This window comes from Curtobacterium pusillum, from assembly GCF_013359865.1.
Classification (GTDB): domain Bacteria; phylum Actinomycetota; class Actinomycetes; order Actinomycetales; family Microbacteriaceae; genus Curtobacterium; species Curtobacterium pusillum.
Genome location: NZ_JABMCE010000046.1, coordinates 1 through 22424, shown reverse-complemented (window position 1 = coordinate 22424; position 22424 = coordinate 1). Strand labels below are relative to the sequence as shown.

Annotated in this window: 22 protein-coding genes, 1 tRNA gene and 1 pseudogene; 11 read left to right on the top strand and 13 right to left on the bottom strand. The window is 70.1% G+C overall.

What is annotated here, in order from left to right; translation table 11 throughout:
• Window positions 1–2427, bottom strand: a 2427-nt coding sequence (locus HP507_RS02045; RefSeq protein ID WP_254700886.1) for an MDR family MFS transporter, incomplete at its 3' end; no start/stop codon positions are given.
• Between the two features lie 148 nt (window positions 2428–2575).
• On the opposite strand from HP507_RS02045, the gene HP507_RS02040 reads away from it, so the two are divergent.
• On the top strand, window positions 2576–3313 hold the full coding sequence (locus HP507_RS02040) for an alpha/beta hydrolase (RefSeq protein ID WP_175350206.1): 738 nt from the start codon (window positions 2576–2578) through the stop codon (window positions 3311–3313).
• A 77-nt stretch (window positions 3314–3390) separates the two neighbouring features.
• Here the strand turns inward: HP507_RS02040 and pgm are convergent, their stop codons facing one another.
• The 7 genes from pgm to HP507_RS02005 all read right to left on the bottom strand — a co-directional run bounded on the left by pgm (window position 3391) and on the right by HP507_RS02005 (window position 9558).
• Window positions 3391–5010, bottom strand: a complete 1620-nt coding sequence (pgm, locus tag HP507_RS02035; protein WP_175350205.1) for a phosphoglucomutase (alpha-D-glucose-1,6-bisphosphate-dependent) — start codon at window positions 5008–5010, stop codon at window positions 3391–3393.
• A gap of 125 nt (window positions 5011–5135) precedes the next feature.
• Window positions 5136–5381 carry a hypothetical protein gene (locus tag HP507_RS02030; RefSeq protein WP_175350204.1) on the bottom strand — a complete coding sequence of 82 codons (246 nt, stop codon included), beginning with the start codon at window positions 5379–5381 and terminating at the stop codon, window positions 5136–5138.
• A 118-nt stretch (window positions 5382–5499) separates the two neighbouring features.
• Entirely contained in the window at window positions 5500–6162 is a 663-nt protein-coding gene (locus HP507_RS02025; protein ID WP_175350203.1) for a class I SAM-dependent methyltransferase, read from the bottom strand.
• Window positions 6159–6791 carry a TIGR04282 family arsenosugar biosynthesis glycosyltransferase gene (locus tag HP507_RS02020; protein WP_175350202.1) on the bottom strand — a complete coding sequence of 211 codons (633 nt, stop codon included), beginning with the start codon at window positions 6789–6791 and terminating at the stop codon, window positions 6159–6161. Before HP507_RS02020 ends, HP507_RS02025 begins: the two co-directional genes overlap by 4 nt.
• Entirely contained in the window at window positions 6788–7540 is a 753-nt protein-coding gene (locus HP507_RS02015) for a glycosyltransferase family 2 protein (RefSeq protein WP_175350201.1), read from the bottom strand. Before HP507_RS02015 ends, HP507_RS02020 begins: the two co-directional genes overlap by 4 nt.
• A 60-nt stretch (window positions 7541–7600) precedes the next feature.
• Window positions 7601–8671: an NAD-dependent epimerase/dehydratase family protein gene (locus tag HP507_RS02010; RefSeq protein ID WP_175350200.1), complete on the bottom strand. Its 1071-nt coding sequence runs from the start codon at window positions 8669–8671 to the stop codon at window positions 7601–7603.
• Window positions 8668–9558 (bottom strand): MTAP family purine nucleoside phosphorylase, encoded by an 891-nt coding sequence (locus tag HP507_RS02005; protein WP_271207289.1) that lies wholly within the window; start codon window positions 9556–9558, stop codon window positions 8668–8670. The genes HP507_RS02010 and HP507_RS02005 overlap by 4 nt, the downstream gene beginning before the upstream one ends.
• Before the next feature lie 119 nt (window positions 9559–9677).
• Between HP507_RS02005 and HP507_RS02000 the strand changes: the two genes are divergently transcribed.
• From HP507_RS02000 to HP507_RS01975, 7 genes and pseudogenes are all read left to right on the top strand, one after another.
• Window positions 9678–10907 carry a molybdopterin molybdotransferase MoeA gene (locus HP507_RS02000; RefSeq protein ID WP_271207288.1) on the top strand — a complete coding sequence of 410 codons (1230 nt, stop codon included), beginning with the start codon at window positions 9678–9680 and terminating at the stop codon, window positions 10905–10907.
• Window positions 10904–11380, top strand: a complete 477-nt coding sequence (moaC, locus tag HP507_RS01995; protein ID WP_175350198.1) for a cyclic pyranopterin monophosphate synthase MoaC — start codon at window positions 10904–10906, stop codon at window positions 11378–11380. The genes HP507_RS02000 and moaC overlap by 4 nt, the downstream gene beginning before the upstream one ends.
• Complete coding sequence (locus HP507_RS17695; RefSeq protein ID WP_175350197.1) at window positions 11377–11889, top strand: MogA/MoaB family molybdenum cofactor biosynthesis protein; 513 nt, start codon at window positions 11377–11379, stop codon at window positions 11887–11889. Before moaC ends, HP507_RS17695 begins: the two co-directional genes overlap by 4 nt.
• Window positions 11886–12344, top strand: coding sequence for a molybdenum cofactor biosynthesis protein MoaE (locus HP507_RS17690; RefSeq protein WP_376985090.1), 459 nt, complete (start codon window positions 11886–11888; stop codon window positions 12342–12344). The genes HP507_RS17695 and HP507_RS17690 overlap by 4 nt, the downstream gene beginning before the upstream one ends.
• 97 nt (window positions 12345–12441) lie before the next feature.
• Window positions 12442–12840, top strand: a complete 399-nt coding sequence (locus HP507_RS01980) for a PLD nuclease N-terminal domain-containing protein (protein WP_175350196.1) — start codon at window positions 12442–12444, stop codon at window positions 12838–12840.
• Window positions 12841–12900: 60 nt separating this feature from the next.
• A pseudogene (locus tag HP507_RS18490) lies at window positions 12901–13369 on the top strand (ATP-binding cassette domain-containing protein); the annotation flags it as partial.
• 65 nt (window positions 13370–13434) lie between these two features.
• Window positions 13435–14790, top strand: coding sequence for an ABC-F family ATP-binding cassette domain-containing protein (locus tag HP507_RS01975; RefSeq protein WP_408626132.1), 1356 nt, complete (start codon window positions 13435–13437; stop codon window positions 14788–14790).
• A gap of 5 nt (window positions 14791–14795) precedes the next feature.
• Here HP507_RS01975 and HP507_RS01970 read toward each other — a convergent pair whose 3' ends face one another.
• Both HP507_RS01970 and HP507_RS01965 read right to left on the bottom strand, forming a co-directional pair.
• Entirely contained in the window at window positions 14796–15236 is a 441-nt protein-coding gene (locus HP507_RS01970; RefSeq protein ID WP_175350194.1) for a VOC family protein, read from the bottom strand.
• Between the two features lie 10 nt (window positions 15237–15246).
• Window positions 15247–15741: a MarR family winged helix-turn-helix transcriptional regulator gene (locus tag HP507_RS01965; RefSeq protein WP_175350193.1), complete on the bottom strand. Its 495-nt coding sequence runs from the start codon at window positions 15739–15741 to the stop codon at window positions 15247–15249.
• Window positions 15742–15820: 79 nt separating this feature from the next.
• On the opposite strand from HP507_RS01965, the gene HP507_RS01960 reads away from it, so the two are divergent.
• Window positions 15821–15892, top strand: a tRNA-Gln gene (locus HP507_RS01960).
• Window positions 15893–16132: 240 nt separating this feature from the next.
• Here the strand turns inward: HP507_RS01960 and HP507_RS01955 are convergent.
• Both HP507_RS01955 and HP507_RS01950 read right to left on the bottom strand, forming a co-directional pair.
• Complete coding sequence (locus HP507_RS01955) at window positions 16133–17956, bottom strand: hypothetical protein (RefSeq protein ID WP_175350192.1); 1824 nt, start codon at window positions 17954–17956, stop codon at window positions 16133–16135.
• Window positions 17953–18933: a hypothetical protein gene (locus tag HP507_RS01950; RefSeq protein WP_141399079.1), complete on the bottom strand. Its 981-nt coding sequence runs from the start codon at window positions 18931–18933 to the stop codon at window positions 17953–17955. Before HP507_RS01950 ends, HP507_RS01955 begins: the two co-directional genes overlap by 4 nt.
• Window positions 18934–19306: 373 nt before the next feature.
• Between HP507_RS01950 and HP507_RS01945 the strand changes: the two genes are divergently transcribed.
• On the top strand, window positions 19307–19876 hold the full coding sequence (locus HP507_RS01945; RefSeq protein WP_175350191.1) for a helicase associated domain-containing protein: 570 nt from the start codon (window positions 19307–19309) through the stop codon (window positions 19874–19876).
• 5 nt (window positions 19877–19881) lie between these two features.
• On the opposite strand, the gene HP507_RS01940 is transcribed toward HP507_RS01945, so the two are convergent.
• Window positions 19882–21009 carry a hypothetical protein gene (locus HP507_RS01940; RefSeq protein ID WP_175350190.1) on the bottom strand — a complete coding sequence of 376 codons (1128 nt, stop codon included), beginning with the start codon at window positions 21007–21009 and terminating at the stop codon, window positions 19882–19884.
• 214 nt (window positions 21010–21223) lie between these two features.
• On the opposite strand from HP507_RS01940, the gene HP507_RS01935 reads away from it, so the two are divergent.
• Window positions 21224–21790, top strand: a complete 567-nt coding sequence (locus HP507_RS01935; protein WP_141399077.1) for a hypothetical protein — start codon at window positions 21224–21226, stop codon at window positions 21788–21790.
• Window positions 21791–22424 lie beyond the last annotated feature (634 nt).

Genomic DNA, 22424 nt, shown 5'->3' with positions numbered 1-22424 from the left:
GATCGCCCCCGTGGTCGTCGGCGGCTCGTCGACCGGGGCGGCGGCCGAGTGCGCGCCGTGGGTGGTCGCGTTCGGCAGCGGTGCGCGGGTGCCTCCGCTCGGCAGGGTGTCGGCACCGCCGGCCGCCGGGGCGGGGGACGCGTCGGACGGGACCGTGGAGGTCCCGCCTCCGGATCCGGCCATGCCGACAGCGCTCCCGGCCGAGCGGGGCTGCGACGGGACGTCCGGCGAGGTCGGGACGACCGCCATGGACCCGGTGTCCGGCGAGACCAGCGAGCCGGTGCCGGCGGCCGCGTTCTGCGCGTCCACCGTCAGACGGTCCGGGTCCGCCTGGTCCCCGTTCGCGGCGTTCGTCTTCTCGGCGTTCGCCCGGTCGGAGTTCGCCCGGTCGGTGTTCGCCCGGTCGGTGTTCGCCTGCTCCTGCAGCGCCGACACCTTGCGGAGCGGCGGGACCCGGAAGAACCAGGTGAGGACGAACGCGAGCAGGATGACGCCGAGGCCGACGTAGTAGACGGCGACGGCCGAGTCGCTGAACCCGACGAGGAACGGACGGCTGAGCCGCTTGTCCGCGCCGTTGAGGAACGACGTGTCGCTCGTCGACGAGCTGGTGGACGAGTTCGCGCTCGAGTCGCCCTTCTTCAGCTGCTTGATGAGGGTCGGCGCCACCTCGTCGACGACGTTCTTCCGCTGGTCGGCCTTCGAGTAGTCGACCTGGAGCGTGCCGTCCACGACGTCGGCCTTCGCCTTCGACGCGGCGGTCTCGAGCGCCTGCTTCTCGGCGGCGGGCTTCGCCGCGGCGACCTGCTCGGCGATGACGGAGTCGGCCGAGCCGGCGGGGACCTGGCCGGCGTCGACACGCTGCTGCACGGCGGCCGTGACCTGCTTGGTCACCGCGGCGTCGGCGGCCTCCTTCGCCTGCACGGCGCCCTTGTTCAAGCCGTCCTGGACGTTGTCCTTGACGGGGCCGACGATCTTGTTCCAGATCTGGTCCATCACGCCCTTGTTGTCCGACGCGTTCGCGACCGACGGGGTGAGGGCGGCGTTCAGCGCGCTCTTGAGGTCGCCCTCGTTCTGCATCGCCGTCGTGATGTTCGTCGGCATCAGGGTGAACAGGACGGACAGCAGCACGGCGGTGCCCATGGTGCCGCCGATCTGACGGAAGAACGTGGCCGCACTCGTCGCGACGCCGATGTCCCGTGGACTGACCGAGTTCTGCGCCGCCAGGGTCAGCGTCTGCATGAGCTGCCCGAGCCCGAGCCCGATGCCGAACATGCCGAGCATGAGGAACCACAGCGGGCGGTCGGCGGTCAGGAACGTCAGGACGGTGAACCCGATCGCGGTGAACGCCGTGCCGGTGATCGGGAAGACCTGGTAGTTGCCGGTCCGGGAGATGATCTGCCCGGAGGCGATCGAGGAGATCATCAGGCCGAGGACCATCGGGAGCATCGCGAACCCGGACTCGGTCGGCGTGACGCCCTTCACGATCTGCAGGTACAGCGGGATGGTCAGCATCGCGCCGAACATGCCGAAGCCGACGAGGACCGAGAGCACCGCGGACATCGAGAAGACGTGCGAGTGGAAGAGCTTCAGCGGCAGGATCGCGTCGTCGCCCATCGCCCGTTCGACGATGACGAACGCGATCAGGCCGGCGGCGCCGATCGCGTAGCAGGCGATCGAGCCGGCCGACCACCAGCCCCAGTCCCGGCCCTGCTCGGCGACGAGCAGCAGCGGGACGAGGGTCACGATGACGAGTGCGGCGCCCCACCAGTCGATGCGGGGCTTGCCACGGTCGCCGAACTTCGGCAGGTGCAGGAACGTCAGCACCATGAACAGCGCGATGATGCCGATCGGCACGTTGATGAGGAACACCCATCGCCAGCCCGAGATGAACAGCAGCTCGCTGGCGCCGGCGAACACACCGCCGACGAGCGGGCCGATGACGCTGGAGATGCCGAACACGGCGAGGAAGTACCCCTGGTACTTCGCGCGCTCGCGTGGAGCGAGCATGTCGCCCATGATCGCGAGCGGCAGCGACATGAGACCGCCGGCGCCGAGGCCCTGGAGCGCGCGGAACCCGGCGAGCATGAGCATCGAGGTCGAGAACGACGCGGCGAACGACCCGACGATGAAGATGCCGATCGCGGTGAGGAACAGCGGGCGCCGGCCGAAGATGTCGGACAGCTTGCCGTAGATCGGTGTCGTGATCGTCGAGGCGATGAGGTACCCGGTCGTCACCCACGCCTGCTGGTCGAGACCGTGCAGGTCGTCGCCGATCGTGCGGATCGCGGTGCCGACGATCGTCTGGTCGAGGGCGCCGAGGAACATGCCGGCCATGAGGCCGTAGATGACCAGCAGGATCTGCCGGTGGTTCATCACCGCGTTCGACGACGTGGTGGGTGCCGCGGGTGCGGTCGCGGTCTGGCTCATGTGCGGGGTCTCCAGGGGTGCTTGGAAAAACTTTGCGCTCGCTGCAAAGTTACATCTGCCGCAAGGTGGGTGCTCACGTCGGGGAGGGTTCCTGAGTGGATCGGCAGCACGACGCCGGCTCTGGGGTCCGAACAGTAGGGTCGCCGTCATGAGCACGCCCGACGCCGTCACAGTACGCCCGAGCACGGTGGGCGGCACACGGCCGGCGGTGATCGTGCTGCCGGGCGGCGGCTACGAGGAGCACGGCCGGCCGAGTTCGGAACCGGTGGCGGACTGGTTCGCAGGGCTCGGTCTGCACGCGTTCCTCTTCCGGTACCCGCTCCGCACGCCGGAGACCGTCGGGCCGCTCCACCCCGCGCCGATCGACGCGACCCGCCGGGTGTTCGACTGGCTGCGCGCCGGCGCTCCCGGCGCCGGGGTGCAGGTCGACACGGAGCGGATCGGCGTCGCCGGGTCGAGCGCCGGCGGACACCTCGCCGCCTCGCTCGCGAACGGCATCGACGACCCGACGCTCGACCGTCCCGCGTTCTGCGTCCTGAACTACCCCGTCATCAGCATGGAGACGCCGACCCGGCCGCGACCGGTCGTCGGGCTCCTGGGGGAGGCGCCGTCGTGGCGCGAGCGCCGGGAACTCTCGATGGAGACCCGGGTCGACGCGCGGACGCCGCCCACGTTCGTGTGGACGACGGCGGACGACCGGATCGTCCGTGCGACGAACGCGCTCGCGTACGCGGACGCGCTCGTCCGGAACGAGGTCGACGTCGAGGTGCACGTGTTCCCGCACGGGCGGCACGGACTCGGGACCGCTGTGCGCGAGCCGCACACGTCGCAGTGGACGCGGCTCTGCGAGAACTGGTTGCGGTACCGGCGGGTGCTGACCGACTAGGCGGGTCGCGCCTCCTGCATCACCGCCCTGGAGGCGCGACGTGCGTCCGTCAGGCCGCTGCGGCCCGTGCGGCGCACTCAGGCGCCGAGGGCGGCGTCCACGATCTCCTTGGCCTCGCGCTGCACCTGTTCGAGGTGCTCCTGCCCGACGAAGCTCTCGGCGTAGATCTTGTAGACGTCCTCGGTTCCGGACGGCCGGGCCGCGAACCACGCCCTGTCGGTGACGACCTTCACGCCGCCGACGGCGGCGTCGTTGCCCGGTGCCTTCGACAGCTTCGCCGTGATCGGGTCGCCCGCGAGGGTCTCCGCCGTGATCGCGTCGCCGTCCAGCTTCGACAGACGAGCCTTCTGCTCCTTGCTCGCGGCAGCGTCGACCCGCTGGTAGACCGGGTCACCGAAGCGCTCGGTCAGCTCGTCGTACAGCTGCGAGGGGGTCTTGCCCGTGACGGCGATGATCTCGGACGCGAGGAGCGCCAGGATGATGCCGTCCTTGTCGGTCGTCCACGCGGTGCCGTCCTTGCGGAGGAACGACGCCCCCGCGGACTCCTCGCCGCCGAACGCCACCGAACCGTCGATGAGGCCGGGGACGAACCACTTGAAGCCGACCGGGACCTCCCACAGCCGACGGCCGAGCGACTTCGCGACCTCGTCGATGATGCTCGACGACACCAGCGTCTTGCCGATCGCCGCGTCCTCGCGCCAGGCGGGACGGTGGGCGTACAGGTACTCGATCGCCACGGCGAGGTAGTGGTTCGGGTTCATCAGCCCGCCGTCGGGCGTGACGATGCCGTGCCGGTCGGAGTCCGCGTCGTTGCCCGTGAGGACGTCGAACTCGTCCTTCCGGGCGACCACGGACGCCATGGCGCTCGCGCTCGACGGGTCCATCCGGATCTTGCCGTCCCAGTCCAGGGTCATGAACGACCACGTCGGGTCGACGTCCGGGTTCACGACCGTCAGGTCGAGTCCGTAGTGGTCGCGGATGCGGTTCCAGTACGGCAGCGACGCGCCACCGAGCGGGTCCGCACCGATCTTCACACCGGCACGCTTGATCGCGGCGATGTCGATGATGTTCTCGAGGTCGGCGACGTACGCGCCGAGGAAGTCGTAGCGGTCCGGGGTCGCCTGCTCCGTGCGCTGCACCTCGGCGTTGCCGCCCTCGATGATCGCGTTCGCGCGGTCCGCGATCCAGCTCGTGGCGTCGCTGTCCGCGGGGCCGCCGTGCGGCGGGTTGTACTTGAAGCCGCCGTCGCGCGGCGGGTTGTGGCTCGGCGTGATGACGATGCCGTCCGCCGTGTCCGGGTTGCCGGCGCGGTTGTAGGTGATGATCGCGTGGCTCAGCGCGGGCGTCGGCACGTACCCGTTCTCGCTGTCGGCCAGGACGTGCACTCCGTTCGCGGCGAGGACCTCGAGCGCGGTGCGCTCCGCCGGGCCCGACAGTGCGTGGGTGTCGCGGCCGATGAACAGCGGCCCGTCCGTGCCCTGCGAGCGTCGGTACTCCACGATCGCCTGGGTGATGGCGGCGATGTGCGTGTCGTTGAAGGCGGAGTCCAGCGAGGAGCCGCGGTGGCCCGACGTGCCGAAGACGACCTTCTGCTCGGGGATCGAGACGTCCGGCACGCGCTCGTGGTACGCGGCGATGAGGGCGTCGAGGTCGACGAGGTCGTCTGCTGTGGCGGGGGTGCCGGCGCGGTCGTTCATGCGTCCATCCTGGCACCCGGGCCCTACGGGCGTTCGAGGGGACACGTGGAGCGAGCGGCCGCCCGACCGGGGAGAAGGGGGGACAACCCGGGTGGACGACCGCTCGCGGTCTTGGGGGGAGTGCGTCAGGCGGTGCGGAACGAGCCCGTCGCCGTGCGCAGCGAACCGGTCACCGTGCGCGTCGAGGACGTCGCGGTGGTGGGCCGACGGAACTGCGTGTCGACGAACCGGCCGAGCAGGCGCCCGACACCGGTACCCGTGTAGCTGCCGACCGGACGCCAGGCGGCGTTCACCGCGTAGGCACCGAGTTCGTCGCGGGATGCGAGGCCGGTCACGTACGCGCCGCCCAGGGGGTTCTGACGGTTCTGCATGAGTGCTCCTCGTCGTCGTGCCGAGGGTCGTCGGTCACCGGGCCGGCGACCACGACGCCGTCGGCCTGATGACGACCACTCTACTCGCTTCTTTTGCATGAGGCAAAAGAAGGATTGCTCAGACGAGGAGTTCGCAGAAGGTCCGGCCGCCCGCGGTCCAGCTCTGCCGGGCGACGAGACCGACCGCGTCGGCGTGGTCGAGCAGCGCGTCGACGCCGACCTCGGCCCAGGGGAACCCGGCGCTCTGGTGACCGTCCGCGTCCACCACGCGTGCGGTGTACACGCGGTCGGCACTCCGGTCCACGTGGGTCTCGACGATGATCCGCCCGCCGACACGGACGATCTCGCGGCATCGGGCGAGCAGCGCAGCGGGATCGCCGCCGATGCCGATGTTCCCGTCGATCACGAGCGCGGTGTCCCAGTGGCCCTCGTCGGGGACCGGGTCGAACACCGAACCCTGCAACGCCGCCCCTCCGGAGCTCCGGGCGATCGCGACGGCATCGGCGGAGACGTCGACGCCGAGCGCCGGGATCCCGAGGGTCCGCGCCGCGACGAGCATCCGGCCCGGACCGCAGCCGATGTCGATCACGGGGCCGTCCGCGCCGTCGAGGAGCGAACGGTCGACCCGGTCGGCGGCGGCGTTCCACCGACCGACGTCGAGCGTGACGGCGGAATCCGGCCGTGAGGGGTCGGTGAGACGGATCCGACCGTCGTTGCGCAGTGCGCGGGCGTACGGCTCGCCGCCACCGGCACCGAACGAGACGGGTGCGTGCACGGTCATCGGAGGCTCCCCACGGTCTCGGTCCGCAGCGCCTCGGCGAACTCGGAGTCCGGCGCGAGGGCTGCGACGCGTTCGGCGTCGGACACGGTGTCGACGTCGAGCAGGACGCCGAGGGTGCCCACGCCGAGGCCGGCACCGGTCAGGCGTGCGAACTGGATCGCGCCCGTGTCCTCCTGCGACATCGGGACGCCGCGCAGGTGCGCGCCGTCCGGTTCGCGGAGGTACAGCGACCAGAACCCGCCGTCCTCCGCGGGCCCGAACCAGGCATCGCGAGACGGATCGTCGAACACCGGCCCGACGTCCGCGGCGCTGAACTGCGGCGTGTCCATCCCGACGAGCAGGGTCGGGCCGTCGACGGCGTCGAACAGGGCGCCGAGTCGCTCGTCGAGTCCGCCGGTGGTCTGGTGCAGGACGTCGAAGCCCTCGGTACCCTCGGGCAGCACCGTGCCGTCGAAGAAGAGCAGCCGGCGTGCTGCGGGCAGGGCGCGCACGGTCGCGAGCGTGTCCGCGAGGCTGGCCGCGGCGACCCGCGCGGCACCCTCCGGGGTGAGCGCCGGCGTCAGCCGGGTCTTCACCCTGCCGGGCAGGCACTCCTTCGCGACCACCGCGACGGTGATGTCGGTCGTCATGAGCGGACCCCCTCACTCGTGGACTCGATCGACCCGGCCGATCGCCGGACGGGAGCCGGTGCGACCACGGTGAGCCGCGCCTCCCGTCGGTACTCGCGCAGCAGGCGTGACATGTCCCCCACGGCGTTGAGGGTGCCGCGCAGCGTGCCCGTCACCTTGCTGTCGCCGATGCGCTGCGCGTAGCCGATGTCCGATTCGTCGACGCGCCAGCCCGCAGCGTGCGCGGCGAGGACCATCTCGAGCGGGTAGCCGCTTCGGCGGTCCTGCAGGTCGAGGGCGACCAGGCCCTCGCGGCGCATCACGCGCATCGGCCCGAGGTCGCGGAGGCGGTACCCGGTCGCGCGTCGCATGAGGACGGCGAGCACCCGGTTGGCGAAGCGCGCGTGTGGCGCCCAGGCGCCCGGCGTGGTGGGGACGCGTCGGCCGAGCGCGAGGTCGGTGTGGCCCGTCGCCACCCGGGCGACGAGCGGGACGAGCTCGGCGGGGTCCATCGACGCGTCGGCGTCGCAGAAGGCGACGTACTCGGCGGTGGCGGCGGCGACGCCCGCGGCGCAGGCCGAGCCGAAGCCCTTGACCGGCTCGGTCACGACGAGCGCGCCGTGCGCCCGGGCGACGTCGGCCGACCCGTCGGTGGAACCGTTGTCGACCACGATCGCGCGGTAGCCGCGGGGGAGCCGCCCCAGGACGTCGGGGAGGGCATCGGCCTCGTCGAGACAGGGGAGGATGACGTCGACGTTCATGTCAGCCATTCGGCGCGGAGCGCCGGAGCGACTGGTGTCGGGTTGCGCGGGCGCGCGGTCCGGCTCGTGCTACTGCACGGCGGCGCGCAGCGGGGCGGCCTGGAACTCGCGCATGCCCCGCTCGAAGTCGACCTCGGCCCGCCATCCCAGCTCGGACGCGATCCGGTCCGACGACGCCGTGACGTGCCGGACGTCACCGAGCCGGTACTCGCCCGTCACGACCGGCTGCGGTCCCTCGGGCCCGGCGATCGCCGCCGCCATCTCGCCGATCGTGTGCACGACGCCGGAGCCGACGTTGTACGCGCGGAACGACTCGGACGGCAGCCCCTCGGTGGCGGCGACGGACGCGGCGTTCGCTCCGGCGACGTCGTCCACGTGCACGAAGTCGCGGCGCTGCCGGCCGTCCTCGAAGACGCGCGGTGCCTCGCCACGGGCGAGCGCGGACCGGAACAGGGAGGCGACGCCGGCGTACGGCGTGTTCGCGGGCATCCCCGGCCCGTAGACGTTGTGGTACCGGAGCGCGATCGCCCGGCCCCCGGTGGCCCGCGCCCAGGAGGACGCGAGGTGCTCCTGCGCGACCTTCGTCTGCGCGTACACGTTGCGCGGGTCGAGGGCGGCTGACTCGTCGATGAGGCCCGGCACCAGGGGCTCGCCGTCCGGGCCGATCGGGTCGAACTCGCCGGCGTCGAGGTCCTCGCGACGACGGGCCGGCGGCCGTACGGGTTCCCCGGCGGCGGTCGTGTACGCGCCCTCGCCGTAGACCACCATCGAGCTCGCGACGACGAGACGGCCGATGCCGTGCCGGTCCATGCCGGCGAGCACGTGCGCCGTGCCGGCGTCGTTCGACGAGACGTAGTCGGGGGCGTCCTGGAAGTCGACCCCGAGCCCGACCTTGGCGGCCTGGTGGCACACGACGTCCACCCCGTCGAGGGCGGCGTCGAGGGCGACCCGGTCACGGACGTCGCCGTGCACGAACTCGATGCCCTGCTGCTGGTGGGCGGTGACGATCTCGGCGGGGTCGCCGTGCACGTCGTCGCGGAGGGAGTCGAGCACGCGGACGTCGTACCCCTCGGTGCGGGCGCGACGGACGATCGCGGAGCCGATGAAGCCGGCGCCGCCGGTGACGAGCAGGCGGGTCACGCGGTGGCTCCGGTGGTGGCGTTCGTGTTCGCGATCGCGCTCGCGCTCGCTTCGGCCGGGACGAGCTCGCGCGGGGTGTAGTGGTCGGGGATCGCCGCGACGATGGAGCCGATGGCGCGGACGATCACCTCGTTCGCGCGGGCCAGGCGTTCCATCACGAGGGCGTGCGTGACCGGGGCCTCACCGGCGTGCCGTGCTGCCGCGGCCTCGTCCTCGGTGGGGGCCAGTCCGGCGTCGGCATCCGTCACGAACGAGAGGTTCACGGTGCCGATCCCGAGCTCCGCCGCGAGGGGCACCTCCGGCGACATCGTCATGTTGATCGTGTGCCCGCCCGCCTCGCGCATCCACACCGACTCCGCACGCGTGGAGAACCGCGGCCCCTGGACCACGACGCACGTCCCCGTCGGCCGGAACGGTACGTCGAGCCGCTCGAGCGCACCGATCGCGACCCGTCGGAGCGCGGGGTCGAACGGGTCGGCGAACGAGAGGTGCTGGACGGCGTCCTCGAAGAAGGTGTCCGCGCGGCCCCAGGTGCGGTCGACGAGCTGGTCCGTCACCACGAACGTGCCCGGTGCGTAGTCGGGGTGCAGGCCGCCGACCGCGCTCGACGACACGACCGCGCGCACGCCGAGCGAGCGCAGCGCCCACAGGTTCGCGCGGTGGTTGATGCGGTGCGGGGCGACGGAGTGCGCACGGCCGTGCCGGGTGAGGAACGCGACGCGCTTGCCGGCCATCGTCCCGATGCTGATGGGGCTCGACGTGGGGCCGAAGGGAGTGTCGACGTCGACCTCGTCCGCGGTGCCGGGTTCGAACAGCTCGTAGAGGCCGGAGCCGCCGATCACCCCGATGCCCGCGTGCGTCTCGTCCACAGCTCCGGTCGTGGTCACGTCGTTCTCCACAGGTCCTCCGAATGGTCCTCGGCGCGTACTGCGCGCTGGTTACGCTACTGAAACCGCCCCCGGATGAACCGGGAGCGGGCACCCTTCTCACCTGTTCGGAGGCACACGTGCGAACGATCGGTCAGCACCGCGACGAGATCGCGGCCCTGGTCGCGCCGGTCCTGTCCGGCAGACGGCGGGCCGACCCGGAGACGCGGGACATCGACGACCTCGCGACCGATGCCGGCGCCGGACGGGGGCACCGCCTGCTCGCTCGTGCCGTCGTCGCACCGGTGCCGCTGCCGCCGTTCGACAACAGCCAGATGGACGGCTTCGCCGTCCGTGCCGCTGACGCAGGGAGCGCGCTCCGCGTGGTCGAACCGATCCCCGCCGGGGTCGTCCCGCCGGCGCTCGAGGTCGGCACCGCGGCGCCGATCATGACCGGGGCGCGGATCCCCGACGGCGCCGACGCCGTGTTCCCGGTCGAGGCGACACCGCCGGGCTCGTTCCCCGCCGCGCTCGCGCTGTCGTCGGTGGACGTGCCGGCCGACCTCACTCCGGGCACGTTCGTCCGTGCGACCGGTTCCGACCTCGCCGCGGGCGGTGCGCTCGCCCCCGCCGGCGCCCCGGTGACCCCCGCCCTGCTCGGAGCGCTCGCCGCCGCCGGGGTCACCTCGGTCGACGTCGTGCGCCGGCTCCGGGTCCTCGTCGTCTCCACGGGGTCCGAACTCCGAGGCGCGGGCGCGGCGACCGTCGGCGACGCGAACGGCATCGCGCTCCGGGCGGCGCTCGCCGAGGTCGGCGTCGAGTCCCGGTCGATCCGTGTCCCGGACGACGTCCACGCGTTCACCGGCGCGCTCGACGACGGGGTGGGGGACTGGGCCGATCTCGTCCTCACCACGGGCGGGATCAGCGCCGGCGCGTACGAGGTCGTCCGGCAGGCACTCGAGCCGCGCGGGCTCGTCGTGGCGCCGGTCGCGATGCAGCCGGGCGGGCCGCAGGCGTTCGGCACGGTCACGCTCGCGGGGCGTCCCGTGCCGGTGGTGTCCTTCCCGGGCAACCCGGTGTCCGCGCTCGTCTCGTTCGAGGTGTTCCTGCGTCCGCTGCTCGCCGCCGACGCCGGGGTGCCGGACGACCGGCCCGTCGCGGTCCTGCCCGCAGCCGCCGCCGACGGCTCGCCCGCGGGCAAGCACCAGGTTCGACGCGGCAGGGTGGAGGCCGGAGCGGTGCACTTCGTCGGCGGGTCGAGTTCGCACCTGCTCGCCCACTACGCCGCCGCGACACACCTCGTCCACGTCCCGGTCGGCACCGCCGACGTCGAACCCGGGGACCCGCTGACCGTCTGGAGCATCCGATGACCGACCACGAGCTCTCGCACGTCCGGGCCGACGGCACCGCGCACATGGTCGACGTCTCCGCGAAGGACGTCACCGCCCGCTCGGCCACCGCCACGGCCACACTCATCACCCGGCCGGACGTCGTCGCCCGCATCCTCGACGGATCCCTGCCCAAGGGCGAGGTCATCGGCACCGCCCGCATCGCCGCGATCATGGCGGTGAAGAAGACCTCCGACCTCATCCCGCTCTGCCACCCGCTGCCGATCGCCGGGGTCGAGGTCGACATCACCGGCGACGGCGACCGCGTGGTCGTCGACGTGTCGGTGCGCACGACGTCACGCACGGGCGTCGAGATGGAGGCACTGACCGGCGCGAGCGTCGCGGCCCTGACCGTGTACGACATGGTGAAGGCCGTCGACCGGACGGCCACGATCACGGAGGTCCGGGTGCTCGAGAAGCACGGCGGTCGCTCCGGGGACTGGAGCAACCGATGACCTCCCAGACGACCAGGGGTCGGGCGGCCGTCGTCGTGGTGTCGACGCAGGCGTCCACCGATGCCGCGCTCGACCGCACCGGACCGGTCATCGCGGGCTGGCTCCGCGAGCACGACTTCACCGTGGCGGAGCCGATCATCGTGCCCGACGGCGGCCCCATCGCCGAGACCGTCTCCGCCGAGCTCCTCACCGACGTCCGAGTCGTCATCACCACGGGCGGCACCGGCGTCACCCCCACCGACCGCACGCCCGAGGCGGTCGCGCCGCTCATCGACCTCGAGCTGCCGGGCATCACCGAGGAGATCCGTCGGCGCGGACTGAGCGGTGCCGGGCCGACCGCGCTCCTCACCCGGGGCGTCGCCGGCATCGCCGGTGGGGGTGCGCTCATCGTCACGCTGCCCGGTTCCCGCGGGGGCGTGGCCGACGGCCTGGCGGTGCTCGACGGGCTGCTCGACCACGTGCTCGCGCAGCTCTCGGGAGCGGGCCACGCGCCGCGGAGCGCCTCGTGACCGGGGCTGCCGCAACCGGATCGTCCGTCGCCGACGACCGTGTCGTGCTCGCCGACGTCGTCGACCGGTCGATCACGGCCGACGAGGTCTCGGCTGTCGTCGCGACGGATCAGGACGGCGCCGTGGTCACCTTCGCCGGCGTCGTCCGCGACCACGACGGCGGCAAGGGCGTGACCGCGCTCGAGTACGAACGGCACCCGAGCGCCGACGAGGTCATCGCCGAGGTGGCCCGCACGATCGCCGATGCCCACCCCGAGGTCCGCATCGCGGTCCTGCACCGGGTCGGTGCCCTCCGCGTCGGTGACGTGGCGCTCGCCGCGGCCGTGTCGTCGCCGCACCGGGCCGAGGCCTTCACCGCGTGCGGCGCGCTGGTCGACCTCGTGAAGGAACGCGTACCGATCTGGAAGCACCAGCGCTTCACCGACGGGTCCGACGAGTGGGTCGCCGCCCTCTGAGCGTCTGGGGCATCGGAGCGGACCGTTGTCGGATCGCAACCTCGGCGCGCGTTCGGGGCGTGGCAACGCTCCAAGCTGATCCATAGACTCCGTGCTCATGAGCGTGCTGCTGTCCGGGGCCTCGATCGTCCTGCTGGTCTTCGCCCTGATCGACATCATCACGAAGAGCGACGACCAGGTCCGCGGCCTGCCGAAGTTCGCGTGGATCCTGATCTGCATCTTCCTGCCCGTGGTCGGCAGCATCGTGTGGTTCGCCGTCGGGCACGACTGGAGCCCGACCGACCGGAACCATGGCCGGTACATCGAGCCGAAACGTCACGAGGACCGGTACGCCACCCTCGGCGACGCCCGCACGGCCCACGGCGACAAGCGTGTGAGCGGCACGGAGCAGGAGCTCGCCGAGCTCGAGCGCGAGATCGAGTACTGGGAGGCCCAGGCGCGACTGCGCCGCGCGAAGGAGGCCGCCGGCGAGGGCGAGCCGACCCCGGGGAGCTGACCCGCGCCTCCCGGCCGTCGACGGCACCACCCACCCCCGTGCGCCGCCTACCCTTGACGCGTGGCTCATCTCCTCGGCGCCGAGAACCTGCATCTCGAGTTCCCCACCCGTGTCGTCTTCGACAGCGTCACCCTCGGCATCGACGAGGGGGACCGGATCGGCGTCGTCGGCCGGAACGGCGACGGCAAGTCGACGCTGCTCGCCCTGCTGTCCCAGCGCCTCGAACCGGACGGGGGCCGTGTCACGCACCGTCGTGGTCTGACGGTCGGGTACCTCGATCAGCGCGACATCCTGCCCGAGGGCGCGAGCGTCGGCAGCGTCGTCGTCGGTGACCTGGCCGAGCACGAGTGGGCCGGCGACCCGAAGATCCGGGACATCATCGGCGGCCTCGTCTCGGACATCCCCTGGGACGTCAGCGTGGACGAGCTGTCCGGCGGGCAACGTCGTCGCGTGGCCCTGGCCCGTCTGCTCGTCGGCGACTGGGACGTCCTGTTCCTCGACGAGCCCACGAACCACCTCGACGTCGAGGGCATCCAGTGGCTCGCCGAGCACATCAACCGGCGGTGGTCGGCGAACCAGGGCGGCCTCGTCGTCGTGACGCACGACCGGTGGTTCCTCGACGCGGTGTCCACCGACACGTGGGAGGTCCACGACGGCGTCGTCGATCCGTTCGAGGGTGGCTACGCGGCGTACATCCTGCAGCGCGTCGAGCGGGACCGGCAGGCCGCGGCATCCGAGCAGCGCCGTCAGAACCTCGCCCGCAAGGAGCTCGCGTGGCTCCGCCGTGGTGCCCCCGCCCGCACGAGCAAGCCGAAGTTCCGCATCGACGCGGCGAACGCGCTCATCGACGACGTGCCGCCGATCCGTGACACCGTGGCGCTGTCCCGGACGGCGACCGCGCGACTCGGCAAGGACGTGGTGGACCTGCTCGACGTCAGCGTCGCGTTCGACGACGACCTCATCCTGCGGGACATCGAATGGCGCATCGCGCCGGGGGAGCGGACCGGCATCCTCGGGCCGAACGGCGCCGGCAAGTCGACGCTGCTGAACCTGGTGTCGGGGCGCCTGCAGCCGACCTCCGGCCGGGTGAAGACCGGCAAGACCGTGCAGGTCGCCGTGCTCGACCAGCAGCTCGCCGACCTGCACCAGTTCGCGGACGACCGCGTCCGCGAGGTCGTCGCCCGGAAGAAGACGAGCTACGTCGCCGACGGCAAGGAGATGACGCCGTCGCAGCTGCTCGAGCGGCTCGGCTTCACGTCGGCGCAGCTCTCCACGCCGGTGAAGGACCTGAGTGGCGGCCAGAAGCGTCGCCTGCAGCTCATGCTCATCCTGCTCGACGAACCGAACGTGCTCATCCTCGACGAGCCGACGAACGACCTCGACACCGACATGCTCGCGGCGATGGAGGACCTCCTCGACACCTGGCCGGGCACGCTCCTGGTCGTCTCGCACGACCGCTACCTGCTCGAACGCGTCACCGACCAGCAGTACGCCGTGCTCGGCGGGCACCTCCGGCACCTGCCGGGCGGCGTCGACGAGTACATGCGGCTCCGCGCGTCCGGCACCGGTGGCGGGACCGCTTCGGCCGCTGCCGCCGCGTCCGCCGGGAGGCCCGACACGGCTTCCGGGACAGGCTCGGCCGGTTCCGCGGCCGGGTCCACGGCCGTCGGCGCGTCCGGCGGGGCCGGTGCGGCCGGTGCGGCCGGTGCGCCCGCGTCCGGCTTGACCGGTGCGGAGCGGCGCGCGGCGGAGAAGGAGATGTCGGCGCTCGACCGCCGGATCGCTCGCGTGGGTGAGGACCGGAAGAAGCTGCTCGACGCGTTCGCGGCACACGACCAGTCCGACTACGAGGGACTCGGTGCACTCCAGACGCAGCTCGGGTCGCTCGAGGCCGAGGTCGAGCAGCTCGAGGAGCGCTGGCTCGAGGTCGCGGAACTGCTCGGGGTGTAGCGGACCTACCCTGCGGGGGACGCGTCGGCGGGGTCGCCGCCACCGGGATTCGCGACGACCTCCCACAGGTGGCCGTCCGGGTCCTGGAAGAACCCGGAGTACATGCCCCACGGCCGTGTGTACGGCGGCGCGAGCATCGTCGCCCCCGCTGCCCGTGCCCGCTCGAGGAACGCGTTCGCGTCCGTCTGCGAGTCGACGAAGTGCCCGATCGTGGCGCTCGGTCCCACGGCGAGCTCGACGCCGGAGTCCTTCGCCATGTCGTCGCGGCCGTAGACGCTCACGATGAGCCCGTCGTCGAGCGTGAACATCGCCGTGGTGCCGCCCGCCTCAGTGGCCGTCGCGGGGTACTCGGTACCGATCACCCCGCTGCCGTCGACGCCGAGCAGGGCACGGTAGAACTCCGCCGAACGTGCGACGTCGGCGACCGCCAGGGTGATCGCGTGCATGCGCCGGAGACTAGTCCCCGAGTCCCAGGATGAGTCGACGGAGCAGGCCCGACAACTGATCCTGCTCGGTGTCGGACACCCCCGCCAGGATGCCGCGCTCCGCCGCCAGCAGGTCGGCGATCGCGGCGTCCACCGAGGACCGCCCCGCGGTCGTCAGCGAGACGAGGATGCCCCGGCCGTCCCTCGGGTCGGTCCGGCGTGCGACGAGGCCGCGCGCGGCCAGCCGGTCCACCCGGTTCGTCATCGTGCCGCTCGACACCAGGGTCTGCTGCAGGAGCGACTTTGGGCTCAGCTCGTACGGCTCACCCGCCCGCCGGAGCGCCGACAGGACGTCGAACTCCCACGGCTCCACATCGCTCTCGTCGAACGCGGCACGGCGGGCACGGTCGAGGTGCCGGGCCAACCGGTCCACGCGGGACAGCACCTCGAGCGGTCCGAAGTCCAGATCGGCGCGCTCGCGTCCCCACGCCGCGACGATGCGATCGACCTCGTCCTCCTGCGGCATCCCACCATCTTGGCGGAACCGGGGGCTGCACTGCCAGCCTCGCGGTCATGGGAGGATGGTCGGGCGCCTCCGGGCGCGTTCCGCCTTGGTGTAATGGCAGCACGACGGCCTTTGGTGCCGTTAGGTCCGGGTTCGAATCCTGGAGGCGGAGCCCGGGGGTGTTCGGAGTTTTCGGCGATCTCAGTCGGAATATTCGGGCGTGACAGCAGGCCGAGGTGGAAAACCGCGTTCAGCTCCGCTCCCAGGGTCGCTCGTCCTGTCCCGACGACCGCTGGGGAGCGTACCGCGACGCGTGCCTTGGTCTGCGTTCGCTTCGAGGAACGACGAATACCCCCTGCCGGACGTGGCGAGGGGGAGTTCAGGGTCTATGAAGTTTGGAGGCGCGGGCTCGTCAGTCCAGTAGTTGGAACTCTGGTAGCTGCGCGATTGCGTTGAAGCCGTTTCGAGAGTCGTGCTCGTCGAGGGTCAGGGTGCTCAGGCCGGCCTCGAACAGGGCGGGGCTGGTGTTGTTCATGCGGTTGATGGGCGCGAGGCTCAGTCGCTCCTTCAGCCACTCGATGATGCGAGCGAGGTTTGCGCTTGCAGCTGCAAAAGCGGCAGCGAGCTCGACAAACCAGGGTCCGCGGACGCGACGCTTCATAGCCACTCCGAGGGCTTCGCGATCGGCGTCTTTGAGGCGCGAGTTGCCGTTCTCGACATTGTTGCGCTGGCCGAACCAGGCACGCTGCTCGTCGGAACCGTACTCGAACTCCTGGTGGTACTTCAGGTGGCGCTGATTCAACACACCCGGGCGATTGCTGAGGTTGCCCGGGACCTTGACGGTCTTCCCAGGCACTTTGAGTTCCACGACTTCGCCGGATTCGGGATCGAACTCGACCTCATCGCTCTTGAACGTGGGATAGGTGTACTGCCGGGCGCCCGTCTGGTCGAAGTTGCTGCGCGGCTTCAGATGGTACTTGCTGCGCGAGTTTCGACGCTTCGTCGCGAGTGCCTCGGCCTCAGCGCGAGCGGCGCTTTGCGCTTCTTCCGGTAACTCTTCAATGGCGGCAAGTCGTGCCTGGTGAGTTTGTTCGAGGAAGACGAGGGTTGAGGGCATGCATGCCATGTACCAGTTGCCGCCCACCATGATGAGCTTGTGACGGCCGTCTTTGCTGTTGTAGGACGCCTGGATGCCGAGTTCGGTCGTCTTGTAGTCCATAACGACCTTGACGCCAGCTTTCGCGAGCGGCCCTTGGAGGTCCTGAACTCGGGCGCCGGGGAAGTACGCGCGGTCGCCGATGAGTGTCTTGACGTCGATTCCGCGCGAGCGCATCGAGTTGTAGAGGTGCAGCCCGTGTCCGCGAGTCTTGCCCGGCTTGTGCCCGCTGGTCGCGAGGAACAGGAGCGGGTATGTGAAGTCGCTTTCAGCAGGGTCGCGAGTCATGACCGCGAACTCGACCTCCCAGCCGAACTTGCGCTTGCTCTTCTTGACTCCGGACCCGTCGTGATCGCCATCGCGCGTGTACCACCCGCAGTCGAAGTTCACCGAAACCGTATCGTTCGGGCCGATTGTCTTGTCACCCTTCTGGCTGCCGGAGACCTCCGCAAAGGTGGCGTCGATGGCGACAGCGCCCTTGAACCGTCGGCGGACGTCCCTCGGCAGGAAGTTGACCGAGCCGTTAATGAGGAGGTTCGTGAGCTCGAGCATTCGCGCGTGCCGTTTGGCCATCTGCTTACGCTCTCGACTCGCGACGAGGAGGTCGTAGTCCTTCTTCAGCATTCGCTCGCCCCGCTTGCCGGGGTGTCGGTCAGTGAGGGTTCGCAGGCGCTGGATCGCCTCCCAGAGGCGGCGGTACTGCGTAGCCTGGTGCGGAGAGAAATGAAGGATGCCAACGGCTTCGCGTTGCCGAACGGTCAAGGACATCGCGACTTCGGTCATCTTCTTGATGCTGACGCTTCGTCGAGCTCGCATCGTCACGAACATCAACTTCAGAAGGCTTGCTTCTGAGAAGAGTGCGCGACGTCCTCGATTCGAGCGACGTTCCTCACGCCGCCACTCCATCACTCGTTCTTCAATCGCTGCGCGGCTGAACAGGAGAACCGCCTCGTGGACAGCGAGTTCGAGTGGAACCACTTCGCCGACGCGCATGTACTTCCCCATAGGCACACCGAAGGCTTCGAGCATGAATCGCTCAGCATCTTCGTAGTCGTGGTGCTTGGGAAGCGGCGCGGTCATCGTGCCACCTCCGCGCGGAGCTGGCTGCGGTAGGAGTCGGTGTCCAGTGCCGGGACATGGGCGACGAGTTGGTCGAGGTGTTCGAACTTCGTGACGCCGGCGGCGGTCATGAGAGCGCGCATGTCGGTGCGGGCGATGAGGTGGGTGATGAGCCAGGTGTTCCGCATGCGGGTGGTGACGGGACCTGGTTCGTTGCCGCGGTCGGTGTCGTAGAGGAACGTGGTGAGCGTACTGATGCCGTGCTTGACCCGCTTCGGCGACCCGAATACCCAGTGCTCCGGCTCGACCTCGGCAATGGAGTTGAGCAGGAGCGTCTCAAATCGGGCCAGGAGCGGAACGGTCCGGGCTCCCGCCGTGACGGTGACGAGGACACCCTCGGCGTCAGCGACGATGTCGCGGCGGCGGACCTGGAGGAGCTCGTTCGCTTTGAGCCCCGCTCCAGCGCAGAGCGCGAGGACGACGCCGGCGCTGCGCCGTCGTGCCGCGGTCGACTGGCCCGTCGCCCAGCTCTCGAGGAGGTGCAGGTCGAGGTCGTCGTAGGGTGCTGCGGTGTTCTGCGGAGCCGTCGGCGCGAACTCCAGCGGCACCTCGCCGACGAGGACCTCGGACATGCGCATCAGAGCGGACCGGTACGTGCGACGCGTGGTGTCCGACCAGGTGACGTCGGTCCGGGTGATGTAGCGCCGGATGATGACGGGGTGGAAGACGACGGCGGTCTTCGCCGGGTATCCGTTGACGTTGATGACCCAGTCGACGAACGGTGCCGCAACGACGATGAGCCGGTCGGCGGGCTGAGCAATGGATGCTGCCGCGTCGGCCACTGCGCTGACTACGAAGTCCCGGACAACGCTCCATCGGTCGTCCGCGAACGTCGCGACGTACTTCACCAGTGTTCCTCCGCGTGCGAGGAACGACAAGAGGGCGCGCAGCATCGCGGCGATGTACTGACGCAACGAGCGGAGGATCTGGCTAGGCATGCCCGGCCTATGCAGGCGCAGTGAGATGAGCTGTGGGAAAGCGCTCCAGATTCTGATCTCGTTGCCTGCCGATCCGCGTGCCCGCACGGATCGGCGGGTACCGCCGCCGATGCGAACGGACGCGCCCTGCCGGGCGTGTCGCCGCTTGCTTGCGCACGCGACGGTGACGTCGGCGTCGTACGCGTGACGCTCGCGATGTGCATGCGATCCGGGCGGCTCTCTGCTTCGGGGACTCAGAAAACGTAGTGATCTTCGCGTCCGGATTGGTCCTGTTTGCGGACCCCGCTCGTCCGCGACCCGCGCGTCCTCCAAGATCACGCCCGTTCCGCGCATACCCCCTCCGAGGCCGACCGCCGGCCTCGGAGAGGACCACATGCCCGCCCCGACCACGGCGCTCGCAGCGCTCCACGCCGAGTACTCCGACCACGCAACGCAGTCAGCCCTGACGCTCACCCTCGACCAACGGCGCGGCGTCGCGTTCTACCTCGCCGACACCGATGACTCCGTCGAGGTTGAATCCTTCGTACGACGCTGGACCGACCGAGTGCACGACCTCGACGACTTCGTCGACAAGCACGGACGGATGCCCCGCGCCGACTCGACCCGTCCTCGCCCTGCGACCGCCGAACAGACCCTCGTTGACACCCTTACGTACTTCCGGCAGGTCGGCGCTGCGGGCGGCTACTGCTCGTACCAGGTTCGACGACTTGAAGCGGTGCCGGGCTTCGCCTGGAACCCCCGTGACGCGCAGTGGTCGTCGATGCTCGCCGCGCACCAGCAGTTCTGGGTTGATCATCAGCGACCGCCGCGTCGTCGCGCGACCGACCCTGCCGAGGTGACGATCGGACGGTGGGTTGCCCAGCAACGCGCCCAGCACGCCCGCGGCCGCCTGCTGCCCGAACGCGAACAGCAGCTCCGGGCAGCACGGTTCCGGGTCCTCTGACGGCGTTACCGAACTTCGCGAGCCTCAGCGAGGATCCGTCGACGGTGCTCGGAAGCGTCCATCGTCGGAATGTGCCGCAGGGACGTGACCAAGTGCTCCGGCTTGCGCAGTCCGCCGGCAGCCATGAGCTCCCCGACGTGCGTGCCGCCAGCGAGCTGCGTAGTGATCCACGTAGCGCGCATTCGCGTGGGGACTGGCTTCGGCTCGTTGCCGAAGTCGGTGTGGTTGATGAACGGCGTGACGAAGTTGTAGGTCGCCTTTCTGTCCTCCCCGCCAAGCACCCATGCGTCGTCCGGCACGTCCGCGAGGGAGTCGATGAGGAGCTGTTCCCATCGTTCGAGCACAGGTACCGACCTCGGCCTTCCGCCCTGGACGTCGACGAGCGCTCCGTCACGGTCAACGCGCACGTCGCTCCGCCGGAGGTGCTGCATCTCCCACGGGTCAAGCCCAGCACCTGCTCCCAGGGCGAGGACTGCGCCAGCACCTCGACGTCGCAGTGCCGTCGACTGCCCAAGCGCCCAGGTCTCGAGCAGGTTCATTTCGAGGTCGGTGTACGGGGCGGTAACGGACTGCCCGTTCAACGGCGCAAACTCGATCGGTCCCTCGTCGGGGAGGACGACCTCCGAGATCCGGAGCAGGAAGGAGCGGTAGTCGCGGAGCGTCTTGTCCTTGAGGTTTAGGTCGTCGCGGGAGATGTACCGGCGGATTAGCACCGGGTGGAACACGTTCGCGACCTTCTGCATCCCGTTGATGTGGACGACCCAGTCAACGTACGGCGTTACCGCGACCATCAGCCGCTCAGCGAGGTAGGCACACGCGGGCGCGACGAGCGCGACAGCGTCCAGCACGAACGGCTCGATGTTGGCCCACCGGTCGGTGGGAACCGACTGGTTCCGGTACTTCCGCATCGCGTGGAGGGGCTCTGGGCGAAGCTGCGCGATAAGAGTCCCGTTGTCTGGGTTTGAGCTTCGGGCACCGAGCGTTGAGTCCCCGAGGATGAGCGGCTCGGGTTCCCAACATTGGACGTGCGAGCAGTGCTCGACGGGACCTTGACGTGGGAACGGACGGCCGAACGCGGCGCCCATCGGCCGCCCCAGGGCGGTCGCGGACGTGATGGTCTCCTGGTTCGGCACGACGAGGTGCTCGGTTGAACTCGGTGAGCGGAGCGCCGCTCGAACGGCGGAAGGGAGCGAAGGCATGCCACGGCTATGCCTGACGGCCGCGCCTTGACGTGAAGAACGTCAAAAAGTCGAGCAACCCGACCCCGAAGGACGAGTCCGAGCCGACTTCCCCGGCTGGTTCGGACGTGCCGGCATAGCTCCAGGACAACGACTCCTGGAGGACCCCTTGGACTACCGCACCGCTACCCGGGAAGAACGAGCCGCCGAGTTCATCGACTTCGCGACGAAGCTGCACGACGGCCGATACGACTACGCGCACGTTCCACTCGGCTACGTCAACGGCGACACCAAGGTCACCATCATCTGCCCCGACCATGGGCCCTTCGAGCAGACCCCGCGCGAGCACCGCCGAGTCCGCGAAACGCCCTGGGGCCCACAGCGTGGCCAGGGTTGCCGAGACTGCAGAGGGTTCAACGCTCAGGCGAAGATTCGTCGCGAGCGATTCGTTGCGAAGGCTCTGGCCACGCACGGCGACCGGTACGACTACACCGATGTCGTGTACTTGGACGCGCGAACCGACGTGACCGTGAACTGTAGCGAACACGGAGCATTCTCAGTCCGGCCAGACAACCACACCTGCAAATACGCGACCGGCTGCCCCAACTGCGCCCTCACATCTCACCGCTCGGCACCGCGGTCAAAGAAGAAGTCAGAGGAAGGCCAGTGGCGGAACCGCCCGGCAGGGACGACCACCGGACGGAAGCGGACCCCGCGCAGCGCGGAGACCCGCTAGCTGCGCCGTCGACCGCAGCCCCACTACTCGTTCGCCTCAACGTGTCAGCACCGGGCACGTCGTGAGCGACGGCGAGGCTTGCAACCAGCCGGCAGCGGGGGAGCGGCTACCCGAATCGGCTGCGGGCAGAGCGATCCGTCGGCCCAACCCACACCATCGCGATGGCGTTCCACGGGATGTTCTCGCGGTTCGTCGGCTTGCGGCAGCAGGCAGGGTTGTTGTTGTGAAGAGGGGAGCGAAAGTGTCTCGAAGTGCCTCAAACTGTCTGTTCCGCTCCTTGTTTGTCTGCCGCCAAGGCTTCCGCGACTTGGCGAGTGCTGTCGGCCGGCGGCGGAAATGGCAGCCGCTGATCTGCCTAGAAGCCCACGGGAGTGTGGCCGCCCCACCCCGATCTGGATCGGTAGTGCGCTGATCGTGATCGGCCTGGTGTGCTGGATCGTCGAGGGCGTTCTAAGCAGTCGCACGACAGGCGGCGGACCGTCTCACTAGCCGATCGTGGGTTCAGCCGGTCGTTGCAACACCACCGTGAATTGGAGTGTTGCAGATGGGATCGAGGCTGGACCACCGTGCCCGAGAGGCGCGGTTCTGGGAGCTATTGAGACAGGGTCTCGGACGCACGGCGGCCTGTGATGCT